Source organism: Listeria goaensis (assembly GCF_900186125.1).
In the GTDB taxonomy this organism is placed as follows: Bacteria; Bacillota; Bacilli; order Lactobacillales; family Listeriaceae; genus Listeria; species Listeria goaensis.
On sequence record NZ_FYBQ01000009.1, the window covers coordinates 60,158 to 82,319 of the forward strand.

Annotated in this window: 21 protein-coding genes and 1 other annotated feature; all 21 genes read right to left on the minus strand. The window is 40.5% G+C overall.

Annotated features, from left to right (window positions below):
• Positions 1-22: 22 nt before the first annotated feature.
• Positions 23-685, minus strand: a complete 663-nt coding sequence (gene deoC / locus CFT42_RS10700; RefSeq protein WP_088809588.1) for a deoxyribose-phosphate aldolase — start codon at positions 683-685, stop codon at positions 23-25.
• Positions 686-809: 124 nt separating this feature from the next.
• Entirely contained in the window at positions 810-1,010 is a 201-nt protein-coding gene (cspD, locus tag CFT42_RS10705) for a cold-shock protein CspD (RefSeq protein ID WP_007472424.1), read from the minus strand.
• A gap of 354 nt (positions 1,011-1,364) precedes the next feature.
• Complete coding sequence (locus tag CFT42_RS10710; protein ID WP_088816121.1) at positions 1,365-2,063, minus strand: phosphatase PAP2 family protein; 699 nt, start codon at positions 2,061-2,063, stop codon at positions 1,365-1,367.
• A gap of 11 nt (positions 2,064-2,074) precedes the next feature.
• The gene (dapF, locus tag CFT42_RS10715) at positions 2,075-3,043 is read right to left on the minus strand and encodes a diaminopimelate epimerase (protein ID WP_088816122.1); all 969 of its coding nucleotides are present in this window, start codon (positions 3,041-3,043) and stop codon (positions 2,075-2,077) included.
• Positions 3,044-3,113: 70 nt separating this feature from the next.
• Positions 3,114-5,873: an isoleucine--tRNA ligase gene (gene ileS, locus CFT42_RS10720; protein WP_088816123.1), complete on the minus strand. Its 2,760-nt coding sequence runs from the start codon at positions 5,871-5,873 to the stop codon at positions 3,114-3,116.
• Between the two features lie 191 nt (positions 5,874-6,064).
• Positions 6,065-6,280 (minus strand) — a binding site (T-box leader).
• A complete protein-coding gene (locus CFT42_RS10725) occupies positions 6,279-6,812 on the minus strand; it encodes a DivIVA domain-containing protein (RefSeq protein ID WP_088809583.1) in 534 nt (177 codons plus the stop codon). (Overlaps the previous feature by 2 nt.)
• 131 nt (positions 6,813-6,943) lie before the next feature.
• On the minus strand, positions 6,944-7,462 hold the full coding sequence (locus CFT42_RS10730; RefSeq protein ID WP_088809582.1) for a transcription repressor NadR: 519 nt from the start codon (positions 7,460-7,462) through the stop codon (positions 6,944-6,946).
• 19 nt (positions 7,463-7,481) lie between these two features.
• Positions 7,482-8,258, minus strand: a complete 777-nt coding sequence (locus CFT42_RS10735) for a YlmH family RNA-binding protein (protein ID WP_088816124.1) — start codon at positions 8,256-8,258, stop codon at positions 7,482-7,484.
• Positions 8,259-8,347: 89 nt separating this feature from the next.
• Positions 8,348-8,638, minus strand: coding sequence for a YggT family protein (locus tag CFT42_RS10740; protein ID WP_088809580.1), 291 nt, complete (start codon positions 8,636-8,638; stop codon positions 8,348-8,350).
• Positions 8,639-8,661: 23 nt separating this feature from the next.
• Entirely contained in the window at positions 8,662-9,123 is a 462-nt protein-coding gene (locus CFT42_RS10745; RefSeq protein WP_088809579.1) for a cell division protein SepF, read from the minus strand.
• Positions 9,124-9,143: 20 nt separating this feature from the next.
• Entirely contained in the window at positions 9,144-9,815 is a 672-nt protein-coding gene (locus CFT42_RS10750; protein ID WP_088809578.1) for a YggS family pyridoxal phosphate-dependent enzyme, read from the minus strand.
• 54 nt (positions 9,816-9,869) lie between these two features.
• Positions 9,870-11,021, minus strand: a complete 1,152-nt coding sequence (gene ftsZ, locus CFT42_RS10755) for a cell division protein FtsZ (protein WP_088809577.1) — start codon at positions 11,019-11,021, stop codon at positions 9,870-9,872.
• A gap of 36 nt (positions 11,022-11,057) precedes the next feature.
• Positions 11,058-12,335 (minus strand): cell division protein FtsA, encoded by a 1,278-nt coding sequence (gene ftsA, locus CFT42_RS10760; protein WP_088809576.1) that lies wholly within the window; start codon positions 12,333-12,335, stop codon positions 11,058-11,060.
• Between the two features lie 216 nt (positions 12,336-12,551).
• Complete coding sequence (locus tag CFT42_RS10765) at positions 12,552-13,343, minus strand: cell division protein FtsQ/DivIB (protein ID WP_088809575.1); 792 nt, start codon at positions 13,341-13,343, stop codon at positions 12,552-12,554.
• A 35-nt stretch (positions 13,344-13,378) separates the two neighbouring features.
• The gene (murG, locus tag CFT42_RS10770) at positions 13,379-14,470 is read right to left on the minus strand and encodes an undecaprenyldiphospho-muramoylpentapeptide beta-N-acetylglucosaminyltransferase (RefSeq protein ID WP_088809574.1); all 1,092 of its coding nucleotides are present in this window, start codon (positions 14,468-14,470) and stop codon (positions 13,379-13,381) included.
• On the minus strand, positions 14,467-15,834 hold the full coding sequence (gene murD / locus CFT42_RS10775) for a UDP-N-acetylmuramoyl-L-alanine--D-glutamate ligase (RefSeq protein ID WP_088816125.1): 1,368 nt from the start codon (positions 15,832-15,834) through the stop codon (positions 14,467-14,469). Before murD ends, murG begins: the two co-directional genes overlap by 4 nt.
• 102 nt (positions 15,835-15,936) lie before the next feature.
• Positions 15,937-16,911, minus strand: coding sequence for a phospho-N-acetylmuramoyl-pentapeptide-transferase (gene mraY, locus CFT42_RS10780; protein WP_088809572.1), 975 nt, complete (start codon positions 16,909-16,911; stop codon positions 15,937-15,939).
• 49 nt (positions 16,912-16,960) lie between these two features.
• The gene (locus CFT42_RS10785) at positions 16,961-18,430 is read right to left on the minus strand and encodes a UDP-N-acetylmuramoyl-L-alanyl-D-glutamate--2,6-diaminopimelate ligase (RefSeq protein ID WP_244169965.1); all 1,470 of its coding nucleotides are present in this window, start codon (positions 18,428-18,430) and stop codon (positions 16,961-16,963) included.
• 153 nt (positions 18,431-18,583) lie between these two features.
• On the minus strand, positions 18,584-20,845 hold the full coding sequence (locus CFT42_RS10790) for a penicillin-binding protein (RefSeq protein WP_088809571.1): 2,262 nt from the start codon (positions 20,843-20,845) through the stop codon (positions 18,584-18,586).
• On the minus strand, positions 20,842-21,204 hold the full coding sequence (gene ftsL, locus CFT42_RS10795) for a cell division protein FtsL (protein WP_088809570.1): 363 nt from the start codon (positions 21,202-21,204) through the stop codon (positions 20,842-20,844). The genes CFT42_RS10790 and ftsL overlap by 4 nt, the downstream gene beginning before the upstream one ends.
• 16 nt (positions 21,205-21,220) lie before the next feature.
• The gene (gene rsmH, locus CFT42_RS10800; RefSeq protein WP_088809569.1) at positions 21,221-22,153 is read right to left on the minus strand and encodes a 16S rRNA (cytosine(1402)-N(4))-methyltransferase RsmH; all 933 of its coding nucleotides are present in this window, start codon (positions 22,151-22,153) and stop codon (positions 21,221-21,223) included.
• Positions 22,154-22,162 lie beyond the last annotated feature (9 nt).

A 22,162-nucleotide genomic window follows, 5' to 3' on the forward strand; every position in this document is an offset into this window, starting at 1 on the left:
CCGCATGCTTCCTCAAGTTATCCTAATAATCTGATGTACTCGTGCCGCCAGAAACAATAGCAACTCCCGCACTAGCGCCAATTCGTGTCGCACCTGCTTCAATCATCGCAAGAACATCTTCTTTTGTGCGTATGCCACCAGATGCTTTTACCCCAATATTCGGTCCAACTGTTTTGCGCATTAAAGTAATATCAGCTGCAGTCGCACCGCCTGTTGAAAAGCCTGTTGAAGTTTTTACGAAATCAGCTCCCGCTTTTACAGCTAGCTCACATGCACGCACTTTTTCATCGTCAGTTAATAAACATGTTTCAATAATCACTTTAACGAGTGTCCCATTCGCTGCATCTACAACGGCTTTAATATCAGCAAGAACTGCGTCATCGTTACCGTCTTTTAGTTCGCCAATATTAATAACCATATCTACTTCCGTCGCGCCGTTTTGGATAGCATCTTTCGTTTCAAAAGCTTTTACTTCTGCAGTGTTTGCCCCGAGCGGAAAACCAATAACCGTACAAACATCTACATCCGTTCCTGAAAGTGCTTCGCTTGCTAATTTTACCCATGTTGGATTGACGCAAACAGAAGCAAATTGATACTCTTTCGCTTCACTTGTTAGCTTTAAAATTGCCTCTTTGCTTGTTTCAGGTTTTAAAGCAGTGTGATCAATCATCTTCGCAATGTCCATTATTCAAAACTCCTTCGATACGTGATATCTGTATCTTAACCTAGTTTTCACTGAAATACAACGGAATAAAAAAATCTAGCAAATATTTTTATTTGCTAGATTTTTGGCTTGGTCAAACTGAAAATTATAATTTAGTTACGTTTTCAGCTTGTGGGCCACGTTGGCCTTCAACAACTTCAAATTCAACTTCTTGACCTTCGTCTAAAGTTTTGAATCCGTCGCCTTGGATAGCGCTGAAGTGTACGAATACATCGTCTCCGCCTTCAACTTCGATAAATCCAAAACCTTTTTCACTGTTGAACCATTTTACTTTACCTGTTTGCATATTTCACAAACCTCCAAAAATTTACTAATATGGCCTTTCTCAAAAAAAACAAACTGGTTCGAGCTAAACAACAAACAACCGAGTGCTTTTTTAAAAAAAATTCACATATTATAAAAAGTATTCAAATGACAAGGCGAATACCCTTTATAACATGTGAATAGTTCTCATCATTACTTCATGATACAACTTGCTTATTTTCTTATCAATATATTTATATTACATCGTTCTACTCTAAAATGCAAGTAAAAAGTAAGGCGTTTACATGATTGAAAATTCCAACCCTTTTATAAAACTTAATAAAAAAAGTGAAGCTTTCAGCATCTTTTCTGAAAAACTTCACTTCAATTTGTTTGCTTATTCTACAACACTTTTATCGTTAAGACGCCATTTTTTTAACATATCATGAAGTGGCTTGCGAACTAAGAAATAAACACCTGTCGAAAGGAAAATCGATGCCATTCCGAATAAGAAACCTCCCAATACGTCTGTCGGGAAATGAACGCCTAAGTAAACACGAGAATACATCACATAGCAAATGATAAATAGTCCTACTACACCTACAACAATTTTCAGCCACATTTGACGCACCGTGAAAATCAAAAATAGTGCTGCTAATCCATAAAACACGCTTGTTGCCGTCACATGCCCACTTGGGTAACTATAGCCAGTTTCAGAAATCAACCAATTTACTGAATCTGGGCGAGTGCGTTCAACTAAGTTTTTGAACAGTAAATTCAAAACGACTCCGCAAAGTAAAACTGTTCCACCGAACCATAGTCCAACTACAAATTTTCTCAAAATAAATAAGACAATCACGACGATAATCGTCATCACTATGATGTATTCAGCAGAACCAAAATGGGTCAGGAATTCAACCATGTTTGTCGTGCTCGGTTTAATGTTTCCTTCCCTAATACGTTCAATCCACATTAAATCAAATTTCGCAACCCATCTTTGTTCCGATGCCACACTCATAAGTTCAATCAAAAATAGTAAAAGAGCAAATCCTCCTATGACAAAAAGTGGCAAAGCTTTCTTTCGATTTGTATTCATAAATTCTCTCCTTATTTTGTATCATTTAAAAATTGTTCCACTTCACGAACCATCTTTAGATAATTTTCCTGCTCACCCGTTTCAGAAAAAGCGGTAACTTCAAAACCATTATCACTCAACTCAAAAGTCCCAAAAGCCGTAAATGTCGCATTTCCGATAAGTTGGATGGATTTTTCATCCGCCTTCACACGAACACGTCCACCATCATTATAAACGTCAAGCACCTCATCCAGTTTATCATGGTCGATGAGTTTTTTAATCAGACTAGAGGCCGACATCGCCGTTCCACATGCATTAGTGAAGCCTACTCCTCGCTCATACGTGCGCACAAAAATCTTTTCCGGCGTAAGCTTACGAACAAAACTAACATTGACACCGTCCGGAAAATAGGGATTTTCCCCGTTCAAATAATGCGAGAGCTCCTCCTGCTTACTCGATTCCAAAACGGCCTGACTAGTAAACGTAATCAAGTGCGGATTCGGCACCGCCACCGCAGAAAAAGTCAGTTCGTCATCAAATTCAGGGATTTTTTCATTCAAAAGTTCTTTTTTCTCGTAGTTAAAAGGGAGGCTTCCTAAGTCAAACAAAACGGGTGAAATTTCGACTTGATAGGTTGGAATGTCATAGCCGAGCGATTCATTTTTCTGAACCAAAAGATCCGCTTTCATCGTTTCAACTTTCGCCTCGTTTAAGTTTGCCTTCTCAAGCAAATAACGCGCGACCGTCCGAAGACCATTCCCACACATCGAAGCTTCCGAGCCATCCGCGTTAAAAACACGCATTTTCCCAATTGTACCCGCACGCCCAGTACTCACAAATAAAATTCCGTCAGCACCACGTAGTGCATTATCGCGCGCACAAATTAAAAGCGCCAAATTAGTTCGTCTTTCATCAGACCAATTTTCGATGTCATTTAAACGTTCATCGATGATAAAAAAGTCGTTTTGTGAGCCATGAACTTTAATAAACTCTATTTTCATTGCGTCAAAACTCCTCTCACTTTTTTATTAAGGAAAAGGGAGGTCGCTAGTAACGCCCTCCTCTACTCCTTTAATAGTTTTCCGTTACAATTGTCGCACAACGTCCGCAAAGCGTTGGATGAAGCGCATCTACGCCAACATCTTTTTTCACAACGCGGCAACGTTCACATGTTTCGCCTTCTGCTACTGTGATTTCTACGGCAACATGTTCACCTTTTACGGCTTGTTCATTCGCTTTTTCTAAACCAACGACCAGTTCGAAATCCGATACAATAAAGAGCTGCGCAAAGTCACCTTGTAAGGAGTTAAATAGTTGTTCACCTTCTGCATCAACGTAAAGCGTTACTTTCGCTAGCATGGACTTCCCAATTAGTTTCTCATTTCGCGCTTCTTCAAGTGCTTTTTGGACGTCATCACGCACACGGAGGAATGCATCCCATTTTGTTACTAAATCAGCAGTATCTGCGTAATTTTGAACTTCTGGAAGATCTTCTAAGTGAATGCTAGACGATTGTTCCCCGTTTAAATGGTACCACACTTCATCTGATGTATGTGGTAAAATTGGCGCCAGTAGTTTAGCCAGAGAAGAAGCGGCTTCGTAAAAGACTGTTTGCATTGCACGACGATCCGAGCTATTTGCCGCTTCGATGTATACGACATCTTTCGCGAAATCCATGTAGAACTGGCTTAGCATAACCGTACAGAAGTTATTGATTTGATGATAAATCGTCGAGAATTCGAACTTTTCATAGCCATTACGGACATTTTGCGTAAGCTCATTCAGTTTCACAAGCATAAATTGGTCCACTTCACGAAGATCCTGAAAAGCTACTTTATCAGTTTCAGGGTTAAAATCGCTCACGTTTCCAAGTAAGAAACGCATCGTATTACGGATCTTACGATAAACTTCCGACACTTGTTTTAAGATGTCATCACTAATCCGCACATCTGCTTGATAGTCAACGGACGCCACCCAAAGGCGAACAATATCCGCACCAAGCTGATTAATGACTTTACCCGGTAAAATCGTATTTCCAAGCGACTTACTCATTTTCCGACCTTCGCCGTCAAGCGCAAAACCATGGCTAAGTACATTGCGATAAGGCGCAGCACCCGTCATAGCAACCGCCGTAGTTAAGGAAGAGTTAAACCAACCACGATACTGGTCGGAACCTTCCATGTAGAGGTCAGCCGGACGCGAAAGTTCTGGTCGACTCGCTAAAACAGCTTGATGACTTGAACCAGAATCAAACCAAACGTCCATAATATCCGTTTCTTTTGTAAATTCGCCGTTTGGACTTGATGGATGCGTAAAACCTTCAGGCAATAAATCCTTCGCTTCGCGTTCAAACCAAACATTCGAACCATGCTCTCGGAATAAATCGGAGACGTGCTTAATCGTTTCATCCGTGATGATGGGTTCCCCGTTTTCACCATAGAAAATTGGAAGCGGAACCCCCCATGCGCGCTGACGCGAAATAACCCAATCGCCGCGGTCACGAACCATATTGTACAGGCGCGTTTCACCCCACGAAGGCGTCCACGTTACATCTTGAACGGCATCTAAAAGTTCACCGCGGAATTTATTAATCGAAGCAAACCATTGCGGAGTTGCTCGGAATATAACCGGCTTTTTCGTACGCCAATCATGCGGATAACTATGCGTAATGAATTCCATTTTAAGAAGCGCGCCCACTTCTTTTAATTTTTCCGTCACCAATTTGTTGGCATCATCATAAAACAGCCCTTCAAATCCGGGTGCCTCATCTGTAAATACCCCGCGCGAATCAAGTGGAGCTAACACCTCAAGCTCATATTTTTGCCCCACAATAAAGTCATCTTCCCCGTGCCCAGGCGCGGTATGAACTGCCCCAGTACCAGCGTCTGCTGTCGCGTGCTCGCCGTTAATAACAAGCGAATCGCGGTCATAGAATGGATGTTTCGCCACAACGCGGTCAAGTTCAACGCCGCGAATTGTTTTTTCAATGGTTACATCCGTCCAATCAAGTTGCTCTTTTAAGGAATCTACAAGTGCTGCTGCAACCACATATTTTTGCCCGCCAGTGTTCACAACCGCGTAGTCTAAATCTGGGTTTACCGTAATCGCCATATTAGCCGGAATCGTCCACGGTGTTGTTGTCCAAATGATAATTTTTGTGTCATTATCTAAGACACCTTTTCCATCTTTAACATCAAAAGCCACATAAATGGAGGCAGATGTTTTATCCTGATATTCGATTTCTGCTTCTGCTAGTGCGGATTCGCTTGAAGGCGACCAGTAGACCGGTTTTTTACCTTTGTAAATATAACCTTTTTTCGCCATATCGCCAAAAACTTTAATTTGCTCTGCTTCATATTCCGGTTTTAGCGTAATGTATGGATTATCAAAATCACCGCTAATCCCAAGGCGTTTAAAGCCTGTGCGCTGAATATCAACTTGCTTATACGCGTACTCTTCACAAAGTTTACGGAACTCTGCAACCGTCATTTCTTTACGTTTAACCCCTTTTTTGGTTAAAGCTTGCTCAATCGGCAAACCATGTGTATCCCAACCAGGTACGTACGGTGAGCGGAATCCAGCCATAGATTTGTACCGCACAATGAAGTCCTTAATCGTTTTATTCATGGCGTGTCCCATGTGAAGTTCCCCGTTCGCATACGGCGGTCCATCATGCAAAATATAAGTCGGACGTCCAGCATTTTTTTCTTGAATTTTATGGTAAAGATTTTCACTCTCCCATTTTGCTTGCCATTCTGGCTCCTTATTTGGTAAATTTCCTCGCATCGGGAAAGCTGTTTTTGGCATTAATAATGTGTCTTTGTATTCCATTTTTATTTGGCTCCTTTAAGATTTGTATATTTTTTGTGGATCAACGCAGGGCTTTGCCCAGCCTTGTATTGGAACTCTAAACGCTGATGCGTTAAGAGTTTTGTGGATCAACGCAGGGCTTCGCCCAGCCTTGTATTGGAACTCTAAACGCTGAAGCGTTAAGAGTTCCAACAAAAAATCTCCTCCCTCAAAAAAGGGACGAGATTATCGCGTTACCACCCTTGTTGACAGGAATTTAATTTCTTGCCCACTCGTTCCAATAACGCTTGGCGGCGCTAGTTCTTACTGGATTCGGAACTAGAGATTCCAGAGTGATTTCTATTTTCCGTCCAATTTCAGTCTCACACCGTCACTGAATCGCTTGGATTGGGTTAGAAAAATATACTTGTCTCTTTCAACATCTATTTAGTCAATATTTTCTTCTGAATCGGCATCTTGTACTTCTTTGATGGATTTTAATTCTGTTGCGTCAACATCATATTCCATCATTTGTTGCCAATCGTCACTTTGGATTAAATCCATTTGTGCTTCTACAAGTAGGCGAAGTCTTTCGCGGAAAACTTTGGATTGGCGTTTTAAATCTTCAATTTCAATCGCAATTTTACGTGCTTTTGAAAGAGAGTCAGCTAAAATTCGGTCTGCGTTTTTCTCTGCTTCACGAATGATTAATTTTGCTTCTTTTTCAGCAGATAGTTTCACTTCTTCGGCAGCTGTTTGCGCAACGATAAGTGACTTATTTAAGGTTTCTTCAATGTTTGTAAAATGACCTAAACGCTCTTCGTTGTTGCTAAGCGAATCCTCCATACGTTTCTTTTCTTTAATTACTTGCTCATAATCTTTGATGATTTGATCAAGAAAATCATTGACTTCATCTTCATCGTAACCTCTAAAACCACGGGTAAATTCTTTATTATGTATGTCCAGTGGTGATAATGGCATAGCTAACACCTCCATGCAAATTATAAAAACAGTTTTTAATTTTTTCTTTTAAATAGCTTTTCTGTAAAAATAGCCTAATATAAATTACATTTTACCATAAAGACCTTCGTTTTCATAGTTTTGTGTCAAATTTATTGAACTAGTATGCCTAAACGTCCTAACGCTTCAATAGCTTCATCTAATTGTTCGTCTGTATCTGCTTCAATTGTATGCAAATGAATACCATTAGTTAGCCCTGAAAGCATCATTGCGTTTGTTGCTCCGAGACGCCTAATAAATTTTTCAACATCAAAACGGTTGTTTAAATGTAACGACGCAACGATTTCTCCGTAAATGGGGTGTTCCACAATGACATCAATAATGGATACTCCATAATCAACAAGCGTGTTAAGTTCCTTTTCCGATTCTCGTTTCGTATGTTGACAAGCAATCACTCGCCTTGGCCGACTGCTCTCTGATACGTATAAATAGCCTTGTGGTGTAGAGATAACTGGTGAATTTGTTGCACGAAGAAGAGAAATATCTTGTACAATCACTTGGCGACTGACGTTTGTTCGTTTGGCTAGTTCTGCACCAGAAATTGGCTCGTCTGCTTCCATCAGCCATTTTGAAATCGATTTACGACGTTCCTCACCTAGCATTTTCTTCATTGGCACACCTCTTTAATTTTTATTTCAAAAAACCGATATCCATGCGAATTTTATCTTTTCTTGTTCGTCCATGTATATACAAAAGTTTAATTCGACCGTATCCGCGGACGGATAAGATGTCTGCTTCCTCACAATCAAAATCTGGATTCTCAACAACTTTCCAATTCACTTTAACAAGTCCTGCTTGAATCATTTGTTTCGCTTTTTGCCGTGATAAATGTAGGGCATTAGCTACCACACTATCTAAACGAAGACTTGGAACTGTAATCATTGTTTCTTCCCAGACTGGTTCAATTTGTAACGCCGCATCAAGCGGTAGCTTTTCAAGCGTAATATTGACTTTCCCGATTTTATCAAGTTGACTTGAAACATAATTTTCCATTTCTGAATCTACAAAAAATTGCCATTCCTCTTCTAAATTGACTATGTCACCAAAAATCTCCCTTTTTATTCCGAGTGACATAAGTGTTCCTAAAATCTTTTGATGCGAAAGCGTCGTGAATTTTACTGGGTAGCGAATATGGAAAAGCGCGATGTTAAAATCATCTATTGTTGGTGTGTAATAATCTGGATAGATGAGTGCTCTTTTCCGTTCTGTAACAGGCGTTCCGCCGAAAAACTTCACTTCAATATTTTCATAACTGCCCACTATCGTTTGTACGATAAAACGTTGTCGTGGATCTAAAAAGTCGGTTAGTTTCGGCGTATATTCATCTGTTACTTGCATCGTAATTTCTAATATTTGGTCAATAAAAGCATGTTCTTCCCCGCGAAAATGTTGATAAATCCCTTCCATTCGTACTCTCTCCTCTTTTTTAAACGCATATACATTTCATTATACCATGGATTTATAACGAACAAAAAAAGCCATGCCTAAGCATAGCTTTAAAATAACAATGGTAATACATATTTATAAATTAAATTTGTTAACACCGACATTGCAAATTGGAATGCAATAAAGGCAACAAGTGATGAGATGTCAAAAATACCAATTGGCGGTATAATCCTTCTAAACGGTTCTAAGATTGGTTCAAAGATTTTTCCTAGAAAACGTCCGATTTTAGATTCACGCGCTCCTGGGAACCAGCTCATCAAAAAGTAAACAAACATTAAAGTTGGCAAATAGCGAATGATAAACAAGATTACTTGCACAACTTGATATAAAAACAGTTCCAAAAAGAGTCCACCTCTCTAGTTACTTACATGAAGTCTTGTTCTTCTAACATTTCGGAAATAGATCCATCTACGTCCACATTTTCAGGTGTACATAAGAAAATATTATTTCCAATGCGCTGAATATCTCCGCCAAGAGCATATACAGTCCCACTTAAAAAGTCTACAATCCGAATCGCCTGATCATGGCTAATTCGTTGTAAGTTTACAACTAGTGTTTTATATTCTTTTAAGTAATCCGAAAGTTCTTGTGCTTCTGCATAAACACGAGGTTCAGCTAACACTACTTGACTAGAAAATTGCGCACCTTGCATACTTACCACCTTGTTGTTTTCAGATTCTTCCACTGCTCGGAATTTATTCTTAGCTGCTTTTTTTTGTACCATTGGTTCAGGCTCCTGTACTTTTTTTGATGTTGGTTCTTCGTAGTATTCTTCTCCATCTTCATCTAAAAAGAAAAAAGATTTAAATTTGTTTGAAAGTCCCATGATTTTTTGCACCTCCGTAATTAGTCGTTCACCAAAGCTCTACCTACTCGAATATGTGTAGCACCTTCTTCTATCGCAATCATGTAGTCATTCGTCATTCCCATCGATAGTTCCTTACATGGTACACGGTTTAAACCGAGCTTTTGAATGTCTAGTTGCAACTGCTTTAATTCGTGAAATACTTGATGTAACTCACTCACATCTTCCGTAAGTGGTGCCATAGTCATTAAACCAATAATTTCAATATTCTTAAAATCCGTCTCTTTCAAGAAACGAACAGCTGCTTCCCTAGTAAAGCCATGTTTTGCTTCTTCACCAGAAATATTAATTTGCAAGAAGCAAGGTGATGATTTTGTTGTACGTTTTTCAATTTCTTTTGCTAAACTAGGGCGGTCTACAGAATGAATGATGTCCACTTTATCCACTATGTCACGCACTTTTCGCGTTTGCAAGGAACCGATGAAATGCCAGACAATATCGGGCAAATCCTGTAAGGCCTCAAATTTTTCTAAAAAAACGTCCGCCCGGTTTTCACCAAAATTCCGTAAACCTAACTCGTATAGCTCTCGTATTCCAGCCACATCGATTGTTTTCGTGACTGCCACCAGATGGACATCATTAGTACGTCCAACTTTTTGGCAGGCTGCTTCAATATTTGATTCAATGTGACTAAGATTGTCTTTTTTCGTCATGATTACCTACACCTTTTTATGTGGATTCCCACTTTATCCGCGGTTTAAACGAAATTAGCTTCTGCGATTTCGATTGCGAATGAAGGCTGGCACATCAACATCGCCGTTATTCGTTTCCACAGCTTGTTTAGGTTCCGCAACTTGCGGTTCCTCATGCTTCACTTCTTGTGTTTCATTGGCTGCATAGTTTGGACGATTTACTTGAATTTGTTGCCCGGCAGCTGGACGACGGTTTTTCATCTCCGCTTGTTTCGCTTCATCAAATCCTGTCGCAATTACAGTCACAATAAGTTCATCTTTTAATTCATCATTGATGACTGAACCAAAAATCATATTGACTTCTGGATCAGATGCGCTTGATACAATTTCAGCTGCTTCTTGAACTTCATACAAGCTTAAGTTTGAGCCACCTGTGATATTCATTAGCACACCTTTTGCTCCATCAATTGATGTTTCAAGAAGTGGAGATGAAATTGCTTTTTTAGCGGCGTCTGCGGCACGATTTTCACCTGTCGCGATACCAATTCCCATGAGGGCAGATCCGCGGTTTGTCATGATGGTTTTTACGTCAGCGAAGTCTAAATTGATTAGCCCTGGGACAGCAATTAAATCCGAAATACCTTGAACGCCTTGTCGTAAAACATTATCAGCTTCACGGAAAGCTTCAAGCATTGGGGTGTTTTTATCTACAATCTGCAAGAGGCGATCATTTGGGATAACGATAAGTGTGTCTACCGCTTCTTTCATCGCTTCAGTTCCAGCTACAGCTTGCTTCGAACGTTTTGGTCCTTCAAAGCCAAACGGACGAGTCACAACACCGACAGTAAGAGCGCCCATTTCTTTTGCAATTTGTGCAATAACAGGGGCTGCTCCTGTTCCTGTCCCGCCGCCCATTCCAGCAGTGACGAAAACCATATCCGAGCCTTTTAATGCTTCTTCAATCATTTCGCGACTTTCTTCCGCAGCTTTTTTCCCGATGTCAGGAACAGCTCCGGCTCCTAGTCCACGCGTTAGCTTTGTGCCAATTTGTAATTTAATTTCTGATTTTGCTAAATTAAGCGCTTGAGCGTCAGTATTCACAGCAATAAATTCAACACCTTGAACACCGTGTTCAATCATGCGGTTAACAGCGTTATTTCCGCCACCACCGACACCAATGACTTTAATCGTCGCCAAGCTCTCAGAATTTGTATCAAACTCTAACATATTTTTGCCTCCTAGTTTCACGATTTCCGATATATTTTATTCGAAAAAGGCTCCAAAAAAGTTTTTCATTTTCGTTGTTACCTTTTCATCTTCTGTTTTCTTTCGCTTCGGCTGTTTCGTAGCTCTTGCTTGCGTTTTTTCCTCTACTTGCTCCTCTGTATCGCTGCTTAAATCTCGGCCATCAAACTCAGCTAAGTTATAAGCATACTGGATTAAACCGACCGCTGTCGTATAAGCAGGATCGCGTACACCGATATAATCTGGCATCGCGAGTCTAACGTGCCCACCTAGTGTTTTAGCCGCTAGTTCGAGGGAGCCAGGTATGCCAGAGCCGCCGCCAGTTAAGACAAATCCGCCCGGCAATTGGGTGAAACCAGCTTGTTTTAAGCCGTCTAGTGCGAGTAGGAAAATTTCTTCCATGCGAGCCTCGATGATGTCGGCGATTTCAACTTGCGTGAAATGTTGCTTCTGGTCAGAACCAATCACATCAATCGCAAAAATTTCGTCCGCTGAAGCTTCGTCATAAAAAGCGTAACCGTGCTCTAATTTAACCTTCTCCGCATTTGTCGTAGAAGTATTTAGACCAAGAGAAAGGTCTTTTGTGACATTATCTCCGCCAACTGGAATGACAAACGTATAAACTAATTTGCCATGTTCAAAGACGCTGACAGTCGTTGTGCCGGCACCGACATTAATTAATGTTGTGCCAAACTCCAAATCGTCTTCCGATAATGAAATTGCTGCTTCTGCTAAAGGTTGCAAGACGATTTCTGTAATTTCAAGTCCTGCTCGCTCCACACATCTCAGTGTATTATGTAAAATTGTTTTTGAGCCTGTTACAAGTGTTCCTTCCATTTCAAGTCGAACACCACTCATGCCGCGGGGATCTGTAATGCCATCAAAACCATCTACAACGAATTGTTCTGGAATTAAGCTAATGATTTCTCTTTCAGCAGTAAGCGGTATCACTTGCGCTGCATCCATCACATTCCATACGTCTTCAACAGTAATTTCAGGCTTGTCACTGCTTACGGCAACAATGCCACGCGCTTCTAAAAGCGCTACTTGACTCGCGACAATGCCAACAATGACTTGCGAAATTTCAACGCCAACCATGCGTTCAGCTTGACTAATTGCTTTTTTAATAGATTCAACGGCTTTATCGATATCAATAATAATACCTTTTTTAATTCCCTGTGCAGGAACATCTCCAACACCAATAATGTTAAGACGTTCGTTTGCCATTTCGGCAATAATGACCTTGATTTTGGATGAACCAATGTCAAGGCTCACATAAATTTCACTTTCTCCCATTTATCGGCACCTCCTTTTATTCATTCATATATTTTCCCAAAACGGGGTTGTTTTCTCTATCCTGTTTTCTATTGTTAGCTTCGAGTTCACTTATTTACAGTCTACACTAACAAAACATGTAATTAAAGCACAAAGAACAATTTTTGACTATTTTTTTGAATTTATTTTTTCAAAACTCAAAAAACGCGAACAAACGCTCGTAATCAAGCCTTAATTCTAATCTTTTTTCTGTTCTTCTGACTTTTTCGCTTCATTTTGTTTATAGTAACTTTCAAAATAGGCGCCTACTTCTAAATTAATGACACCTTTTTGTCCTTCTTGAAGCTGGGCTACAATAGACGGATAATAACTCATTTTTTCTGCAAAAGTAGGGATTGTTGCGGAAACTTGATTGCCGTCATTCATGTAAAGCACAATATGTTCGGCATCGCTTTTTTTAGGGTCTAAATGGACTTCTGAAATGGCTCGTATGACTTCTTCTGGCAATTGATTCATTTGCTCGACCATGTCTTTTAATACCGTTCCATTTTTAAAGCCGACATATAAAGCGCGGTTTCCAATTGGAAATTTTTGGGCATTATCATTTAGAATTTTGCCATTTTCTAAAATATCGTAGTACATGCCGTCTTTTTCCATATAGCCTACCGTTTTATATTCGGTAATTTTTAATTTTAAGTTGCGCAGTCCATCTTTTTCAACAACTGCCTTTTTAATGAGTTCTTGCTTCTCAAGTTGCTTTTCCACTTTGCTATTGTTAACAGCAATCACAAAATCGCTTGAGTCAACGCCACTTGCTTGTCTGATTTCATTCTCGGTCAATTGGCGATTTCCTGAAACATAGATTTGATCAACCTTGCTGAAAGGGGATAGAAAATAAAGGGTAATCAGGATTAAAACGGCAAAGAAGCCTACCAATATAGCGAGATGACGAATAAGTTTCTTCTTGCGATAACGTTTTAGTTCAGGAATTTTATTTTCGATTGAGATAATTTTTTTGTTGTCCGTCATATTCGCATCTCCTTTCTATTGTTTTCATCCCTTTTTTATTTAATTAGTTGCACAACCACATCAACAAGACGTTCTGCTGCGTCAGGTACTCCGAGCTCTTTAGCGGCGTAAGCCATTTTGTTTAACTTGGTTTCATCTACCATAATCGCATCGACTTTTTCCATTAAATTAGCTTGGGTTAATTCTTCTTGCGTAATGACGATACTGGCGCCATTTCTTTCTAAAGAACGAGCGTTATTCTCTTGGTGATTCGCCGTCACGTAAGGGCTCGGGATTAGAATACTTGGCAGTCCTAATGCTGTCAGCTCGGCAAGCGTCGTCGCGCCGGCTCTTGAGATGACGAGATTCACAGAGTTTAAAACAGCGGGCATATCATAGATAAAGGGTTGCACGCTAATGGTATTTGGTAAATCCATTGCGGCTAGCTTATCTTTTATTTTTTCGTAGTGCACTTCGCCAGTCACATAAAGGAGCTGGTAATCTTTTTCACACCACGCGGGTAAAATTTGCTCGACTGCCTCATTAATTGCTTTCGCTCCCCTACTTCCGCCAAATGCAAGCACAGTTTGTTTGGCAGAATCTAAGCCGTATGCCGAAAGAACAGCGGCGTCTTCTGTGCGGATGACTTCTGAGGCGCGCGGATTTCCGGTGAAAACAATTTTTTCAGAAGCAAAAGAATCGCTCACTTCTTCAAAACAGATTGCCACTTTATCCGCATACCGACTTAAAAACTTATTCGTCAGACCCGCGACACTATTTTGCTCATGTATGACAGTTGGAATGCCTAACTTTGCTGCCGCATACACGACAGGTCCGCAAACATAACCACCCGTACCAATTACACAATCTGGTTTAAAATCACGCAAAATTTCCTTTGAGCGCGTAACGCCCTTTAGAAAGCGTGTTATCGTTTTGATATTTTCAAAAGAAAGCGAGCGTTTAAAACCAGTGATTTCAATAGCTTCAAACGGAATGTCTGCATGCTTCACAATATCAGATTCCAGCCCCTTTTCTGTACCAATGTATAGAAATTCGGCGTCTGGATATTCTTTTTTACATTCTCTTAGGAAAGCAAGCGCCGGATAAACATGGCCACCCGTACCGCCTCCGCTTAATACGATTCTCATTGTTCCACCTCATCTGTCAATTCTTGAATAGCATTCATATAGGCGTTGCCACGCACTTCAAACGTGCGGTACTGGTCCCAACTTGCACAGGCTGGCGAAAGCAAAATGACGTCGCCGGGTCTTGAAACCTTGAAGGCAACTGGAACGGCGTCCTCAACATTTTTCACGTAGTGGACATCAATCTCGACTTCTTTTGCAATGCGTGCCATTTTATTTGCTGTTTCGCCAAAGACAACAACGGCTTTAACATTTCTTAAAAATGGTTTTAATTCATCAAATTCATTGCCGCGATCAAGTCCGCCGGCAAGCAATATCACAGGCTGTTTAAACCCTTTAAGCGCGCTTTGAGTTGCAAGAATGTTCGTTGCTTTTGAATCATTATAAAATTTTCTGCCGAGTAGCTCAGTGACAAACTGCGTCCGGTGCTCCACACCTTTAAAGGTTTCAAGCACATGCATGAGGGCTTCATTCTGTACGCCAATCGTCTTCGCTACCGCAATAGAAGCGAGAATATTTTCCAAATTATGTTCGCCCGGAAGTAAAATATCATCGCGTTTCCCAATTTCTTCCTCGCCAAACATCAACATGCCGTTCTGCACATAAGCCCCTTCTGAAAGCCTTTGGGTGGTTGAAAACGGGATGATCTTAGCCGCCGTTTTTTTCGTTAAGTGGATAAGTTCTTCCTGGTCCCAATTGATGACTAAATAATCATCTGCGGTTTGATTTTTTTGGATTTTCCACTTGGCAGCCACATATTCCTCACGCGTATGATGATAATCAAGATGGGCTTCATAAATGTTTGTAATCACTGAAATTTGCGGACGGAATGTATCAATTCCCATCAATTGGAAAGAGGAAAGTTCCATCGTAATGTATTGGTCACTTGTTGCTTTTTCTGCCACTTCTGACGCGGGGAAACCGATATTCCCTGCAAGAAGCGACTTGTTTTTTTCCATTTCATTTAACATGTGATGAATAATGGTCGTTGTCGTTGTTTTACCATTCGTTCCCGTAATGCCAATGATAGGCGCATCTGAAATTTGGTAAGCAAGTTCAACTTCTGTTAAGATAGGCAATTTCAAGCGTTCTGCTTTTGCAATCATCGGGTTATTATATGGAATGCCTGGATTTTTCACAACCAGTTCAAAGCCTTCATCAAGTAATTCTGTTGGGTGGCTGCCGCAAATGACTTTGATTCCTTGTTCAAGTAAACCTTGTGCTTCTGGGTTCTCACTAAAAGGTAGTTTGTCGTTGACTGTTACGAATGCGCCCAATTTATGAAGTAAACTTGCTGCACTAACACCACTTCTGGCTAAACCAAGCACAAGTACTTTTTTGTGATGGTATTGACTAATATTTTTCATAAAAATTTCCCCCGTTTTTTAAATGCTTAGAAACGACCGAAAGCGCCAACTAAAACTGGTTTTTAAAACCGTTTAGAGACGCCTTATGCCGCAAATTGCGGCCTATATAATAACAAGTAGTACGGCTAAAATGCCCGCTACAAGTCCTACTGCCCAAAAAGTTAAAACAACGCGCCATTCGCGCCAGCCAACAAGCTCAAAATGATGATGAATTGGCGTCATTTTAAAAATTCGTTTTCCGCCTGTCGCTTTAAAATAGGCGACTTGTAACATGACAGACGCGGTTTCGATGACGAAGACGACACCGATTAAAAGGAGCAACCATTCGTGTTTTAAGAGAATCGAGACGGCTGCAAGTGCCCCGCCTAGCGCAAGGGAACCTGTATCACCCATAAATATTTTCGCTGGGTTTTTATTAAAAAGAAGAAAACCTAACATGCCGCCAACAACAGCAAAACAGAAAAGCGCTACTTCCATTTGGTTTTCGTAAATCGCGATAATCCCGAACGCGAGAAACGCGATGCTTGAAAGTCCTGAAACGAGCCCGTCTAAACCATCTGTTAAGTTGACCGCGTTTGAAAAGCCCACAAGCCAGAACAAAACAAACAGCAGGAAAAACCAGCCAATATTAATTTCTGTGCTTGTAAAGGGAATCGTTAATGTGTCTGGGTAACCGCTCAAATGGTAAATGATATAAAAGAGCAGCGAGATAGCTACTTGACCAAAAAACTTTTGTTTAGATGTTAAGCCAAGATTACGTTTTTGTACTACTTTAATATAATCATCGAGAAATCCTAGTGCCCCGAACAGTAGCGTCACTATCAAAATCAGCCATGTTGCAGATGTAAAATCTCCACTTATAACAGATAGAAGCACATAGCTAATTACAATAGCCGTTAAAAAGACTATCGCGCCCATCGTTGGAGTCCCGGATTTTTGCGCATGCAGTTTCGGGCCTTCCTCACGAATGCTTTGACCAAATTTTAGCTTCACTAAAAATGGGATAAATATTGGTACGAAGGCTACTGTTATGATAAAAGCAACCGCTAATGCTGTAATTAAAAAGTATAAAGACACAATTTTTTCTCTCCAATCTTTTTTTCCACTCTAAACTGTTACTATTGTATTAAAGTTTTTGTTTTTTTTCAATAGCTTCTCTAGCGACAACGCGGTCATCAAAATCATGTTTTTCTGTACCGATGATTTGATAATCTTCATGCCCTTTTCCCGCAATTAAAATCACATCGCCGGGTTCTGCTTCGTTTATAGCATATTCAATGGCTTCTTGGCGATTCACACGCACCTCATAAGACTGGCCTTCCACGCCTTTTAGCATGTCCGAAATAATCGACATTGGCTCTTCCGTACGTGGATTATCTGATGTAAAAACAGGATCGGTTGCATATTCTGCCGCGATTTTCGCCATTTTAGGACGCTTGCCTTTATCGCGATCTCCCCCACAACCGACTACAACAAAAATGCGTTTTTTGGCAAATTCAGAAACGGTTTGTAACACGTTCAAAAGTCCGTCTGGTGTGTGTGCGTAATCAACAATGACTGGGAAATCTTGTCCGGCATGGACTAACTCAAAACGACCGGCAACACCTTTTATCGTACAAATTGTTTTCATAATTTGTTGCAGCGGAATTCCGCTAATATAACAAGTTGCGATGGCCGCTAACACATTATAAATACTAAATTTACCAATCATTTGAATGTGAACCTTTTCGCGTCCTTCTGGAGAAAACAATTCGAAAGTGGAACCTTGACTCGTAATTTCAATATTTTGTGCTTGGAAATCTGCCGTTTTATCAATACCATATGTAATTACATGTGCAGCTGTTGCGGTTTTCATCGTGTCAAAAACCGCATCATCCACATTTAAAACCGCCATTTTCGGATGACTTTTCGAGTAACGATTGCCCAGTTGCGCAAAAAGAAGACTTTTCGCATAGGCATATTCTTCCATTGTTTTGTGATAATCTAAATGGTCTTGCGATAAATTCGTAAAGACCGCAACATCATAATCCGTGCCGTAAACACGTCCTTGCACAAGCGCGTGACTGGATACTTCCATGACCGCAGATGAGACGTCTCTTCTTTTCATCTCGGAAAAAACACGCTGTAAAGTCAGACTATCTGGCGTTGTATTTTTCGTTTCAACTGTTTGATTCGCAATGCGCATGTACATCGTACCAATTAATCCCGTTGTTTCGCCTGAATCGCGCAAAACCTGCTCCACCAAATGACTTACAGTTGTCTTGCCATTTGTGCCAGTGATGCCAATGAGACGCATCTTTTGACTCGGAGAACCATAAAAACAATCCGCAAGAAGCGCCATTCCACGTTTTGTATCCCGAATAAGGACAACCGGAATCGAAACGTCTACTGGCTTTTCAGCAATAATGGCTACCGCCCCGTTTTGTTCCGCAACTTGCGCAAATTGGTGTCCGTCTACAACTTCGCCATCAATACAAATAAAAAGCGTGCCTGCTTCGACTTCGCGACTATCTTGTGCAATTTTGGTGATTTCCATATTTAAATCCGCCTTCGACTCATAAAGCGGCAATATACTGAGCAACTCTTTTAACTTCAAAATGTCCATCTCCTTTAGCGACATTTTCCCGCACTTTGCTAAGAGAAAAAATATCCTTCTCTATCTTAGCAAAAAGCAAGAAGCATTTCCATAGGGTAAAATGAGTACATGTCTCAGACAAAAATGGCTTATTTGTCTAAGACACGTCTTCATTTATCTTGTAAGCAAGTCCCCAACACCCGCATTTTCTTGAATGTTCGTATCCTGCTTCAATTGGTCTTGATTCGTCTGATCACGGTTTTGATTAAAGGCATAAATTTCATTTGGTGCTTTCATCGTTAAGGTCACTTTCGAATTTTCATTTAAAATAGAACCTGCTGAAACGCTTTGCTTCGCTACATATCCGCTTCCATTATAGGTGAACGGGATACCTGTTATTTCGGAAACTTTTTGAGCATCATCGCGCGACCAATTTGTCATGTCTGGCATCGTCATATCGCCATCTGTCATGATGACAATTCTCTCGCCTTCCATCACTTTATTTGCCTGTTGCGGGATTTGTTGAACTACTTTTGAACCATTTCCGACAACAACAGGAACCAATTTGCTTTTCGTAATAGCGGCCTTAGCGTCTTCAACCGATTGTCCAGCATAATTTGGAACTGAAACTTTTTCCATCTTCGCTTCTTTCGCTGGCTTAATGTTCATATATTGCAAACTGTTTTTCATAACCGGATTAAACACTTCTGAAACGGCCTCACCACCAGTTTCGCTGCCCTCCAATTGCGGCTGTTGCATCGTAACATACATCACCAATTCTGGATCGTCTGCTGGTGCCATTCCCATGAAAGAGAAAATATAATTATCGCTTCCCGTCATGTATTTGCCCGTTTTCGGGTCAGCAATTTGAGAGGTTCCCGTTTTACCGGCAACCGAGTAGCCTGGAATCGCATATAATTTACCAGTTCCGTGTTCTCCGCTAACAACTTGCTGCAATTCTTCACGTGTTTTCTTAGCAGTTGCCTCACTAATTGGTGTTCCTGATACTTTCGTTTTCGTTTCGGTTACTTCATTTGTATTTGGATTGGTAATTTTTGAAACAATATAAGGCTGCTTCATTTTCCCATCACTTGCAATTGCTGAAGCTCCTTGAAGCATTTGCATCATGGATACGGTTGTCCCTTGACCGAAAACAGTTGTTACTTTTTCAACTGGATAGTTGTAGAGGATTTTCCCGCTTGCTTCATTTGGGAGCTGGATTCCGGTTTTTTGGCCAAAGCCGAACTTCGTCAAATATTCTTCAAACGTATCCGTCCCCATTTTATTCAAAAGAGTAGCAAACGCCACATTACTAGAGCGTTCAACGCCTTCGCGATATGTGATTGTCCCCCAGCCGGCACCGCCGTTATGGTCATGAATCGGAATATCGCCGACGCGGTAAATACCGGATTTATAGTAGGCATTTGGATTATAAACACCTGTATCAATTGCTGAGGCTAATGAGAAAATTTTCATAACAGAACCTGGCTCATAAGCATATTCGACTGGCAAATCTTGCCACACACCCGCATTTTCTGTACTTAAACCTTCTTTAGTTGACGGATTGAATGATGGGCGTTGACTCATCGCTAAAATTTCACCTGTTTTAGGATTCATGACAACTGCCATCATATTTTTAGGTTTATATTTCGCATTAACTGTTGTCATCGTATCTTCTAAGAATGTTTGAATCTTTTTATCAATAGTCAGCGTAATATCGCTTCCATCTTCTGCTTCTTTTACGTTTTTCTTTGAATTAGGTAAAATGTAACCGAGTTTATCTGTACTATAATTAATTTCGCCATCTTTACCCGTTAATATGGAATTGTAGCTTTTCTCGAGTCCCATTTTTCCAACAAGTGTGGATTCACCTGTTTCGCCTTCGGTTTGTTGCGCAAAGCCCACTAGCTGCGAAGCAAAGGTGCCATTTGGATAAAACCGGGCAGCTTGACGTGTAAATTCAAGTCCTGGTAAATTCTCCGCTTCAATTTTATTTTTCGTTTCGACGGATATATTTTTTCCAGCTTTTCCAAATTCAACTTGGTAAACATCTTCCGTATTTAAACGTTCTAAAATTTCTGCTTTAGACATAGCAATGTATTTCGCAAGTGTTTCCGCTGTTTGCTCTTTATCGACGACATATGTAGGATTTTTTGATGTTTTGGAAAACTTATCCGACACGACAGCCGCAAGCGTATACGTTGATGTATCTTCAGCAATCACTTCGCCTTTTTGGTCTAAGATAGAACCACGTTTCGCTTCTATCTTTTCCGTTTTCAAATGTTGTTTTGCGGCTTCAGCGGCTAATGGTTCGCCGTTTGCCTCGCCGGTAATTTGCAAATAAAGAAAACGGCCAGTAAGAATAAGGAAGAGCGTCGCGAAAAAGACAAAAAGTACCAGTGCGCCCCTCCTCATATTTCCTCTGCGCCGTTTCATTTACCGTCCACTACCTTTACATTATCTCCGTTTAAACTTAAGCCTTTTTCTTTCGCCATTTTCAAGATGCGTTCATACCGACCTAAATCGTTTACTTGCACTTTTAAATCATCATTCGTTTTTTGCTGAGTTGCTAATTTTTCTTCGCTTGCTTCAATATCCTTATTAACGGTATAAATAGAAGTTTGAACGCTGATGATAGAAAATGCAAAAATCGCCATAGCCACAATCGCCATGAGTACAATTAGTTTTTCAAAGAGTGTCACTTGTCCACGCTTTAAAATTGCTTTTTTCGGTTGTTCTACTTCCTTATGTATTCGCTTAGGCTCCAGATTGGATTTGTAGGCAAAATTACTCACATTTTTCAACTCCTACTCATTTCTCAATTTTTTCAATAACGCGCAGTTTTGCTGAACGCGCCCGATTATTTGCTTCAACTTCTTCTTCACTAGGTAAAATGGGTTTTCGTGACACAAGCTTAAAGTCAGGCTCAAATTCTTTCGGAATAACAGGAAGTCCTTTCGGTATTTCCGGCCCCTTCGTCACTTCTTGGAAAATGTGCTTCGTGATGCGGTCCTCTAAAGAATGAAACGTAATCACACTAATTCGACCGCCCGGTTTTAAAAGCGTAAGCGCATCGTGTAATGAATCCTCGACAGCACCAAGTTCATCGTTCACCGCAATTCGAATCGCCTGAAAAGTTCGCTTACCAGGGTGTCCCCCTTTGCGTCTTGCCGGCGCTGGAATCGCTTCTTTAATAATATCAACGAGCTCTTGTGTCGTTTCGATCTTCTTCATTTCCCTACGACGCTCAATCTCACGTGCGATTTGTTTTGAAAATTTTTCTTCCCCGTAGCGAAAGAATATTCGCACCAAATCTTCGTACGCCCATTCATTAACAACAATTTGCGCTGTAAGTTCTTGTGATTGATCCATGCGCATATCTAGCGGAGCATCTTGATGATAGCTAAAACCTCGTTCACGAACGTCAAGCTGCGGTGATGAAACACCTAAATCATATAAAATACCGTCCACCTTTGAAATGCCATTTTCTAACAGCGCTTCTTTAATAAAACGAAAATTAGATTTAATAAAGAGCACTCGCTCATCTTGTAATTTCACTTTCGCGTTTTCGATTGCCGTAACATCTTGGTCAAAAGCCACTAAACGCCCTTGCTTTCCCAGTTTGCTTAGCAAGTATGCGGAATGACCTGCACCGCCTAGCGTGCAATCCACATAAATGCCATCTTTTTTTATATTTAACATGTCTACAGTTTCATGTAGTAAGACAGTTTCATGCTTAAACATCGTAGCCCC

Bases quoted from the DNA above. Each gene is read 5' to 3' on its own strand.
- deoC (WP_088809588.1), bottom strand. From the start codon at position 685: ATGGACATTGCGAAGATGATTGATCACACTGCTTTAAAACCTGAAACA.
- cspD (WP_007472424.1), bottom strand. From the start codon at position 1,010: ATGCAAACAGGTAAAGTAAAATGGTTCAACAGTGAAAAAGGTTTTGGA.
- CFT42_RS10710 (WP_088816121.1), bottom strand. From the start codon at position 2,063: ATGAATACAAATCGAAAGAAAGCTTTGCCACTTTTTGTCATAGGAGGA.
- dapF (WP_088816122.1), bottom strand. From the start codon at position 3,043: ATGAAAATAGAGTTTATTAAAGTTCATGGCTCACAAAACGACTTTTTT.
- ileS (WP_088816123.1), bottom strand. From the start codon at position 5,873: ATGGAATACAAAGACACATTATTAATGCCAAAAACAGCTTTCCCGATG.
- CFT42_RS10725 (WP_088809583.1), bottom strand. From the start codon at position 6,812: ATGCCATTATCACCACTGGACATACATAATAAAGAATTTACCCGTGGT.
- CFT42_RS10730 (WP_088809582.1), bottom strand. From the start codon at position 7,462: ATGAAGAAAATGCTAGGTGAGGAACGTCGTAAATCGATTTCAAAATGG.
- CFT42_RS10735 (WP_088816124.1), bottom strand. From the start codon at position 8,258: ATGGAAGGGATTTATCAACATTTTCGCGGGGAAGAACATGCTTTTATT.
- CFT42_RS10745 (WP_088809579.1), bottom strand. From the start codon at position 9,123: ATGGGACTTTCAAACAAATTTAAATCTTTTTTCTTTTTAGATGAAGAT.
- CFT42_RS10750 (WP_088809578.1), bottom strand. From the start codon at position 9,815: ATGACGAAAAAAGACAATCTTAGTCACATTGAATCAAATATTGAAGCA.
- ftsZ (WP_088809577.1), bottom strand. From the start codon at position 11,021: ATGTTAGAGTTTGATACAAATTCTGAGAGCTTGGCGACGATTAAAGTC.
- ftsA (WP_088809576.1), bottom strand. From the start codon at position 12,335: ATGGGAGAAAGTGAAATTTATGTGAGCCTTGACATTGGTTCATCCAAA.
- CFT42_RS10765 (WP_088809575.1), bottom strand. From the start codon at position 13,343: ATGACGGACAACAAAAAAATTATCTCAATCGAAAATAAAATTCCTGAA.
- murG (WP_088809574.1), bottom strand. From the start codon at position 14,470: ATGAGAATCGTATTAAGCGGAGGCGGTACGGGTGGCCATGTTTATCCG.
- murD (WP_088816125.1), bottom strand. From the start codon at position 15,834: ATGAAAAATATTAGTCAATACCATCACAAAAAAGTACTTGTGCTTGGT.
- CFT42_RS10790 (WP_088809571.1), bottom strand. From the start codon at position 20,845: ATGAAACGGCGCAGAGGAAATATGAGGAGGGGCGCACTGGTACTTTTT.
- rsmH (WP_088809569.1), bottom strand. From the start codon at position 22,153: ATGTTTAAGCATGAAACTGTCTTACTACATGAAACTGTAGACATGTTA.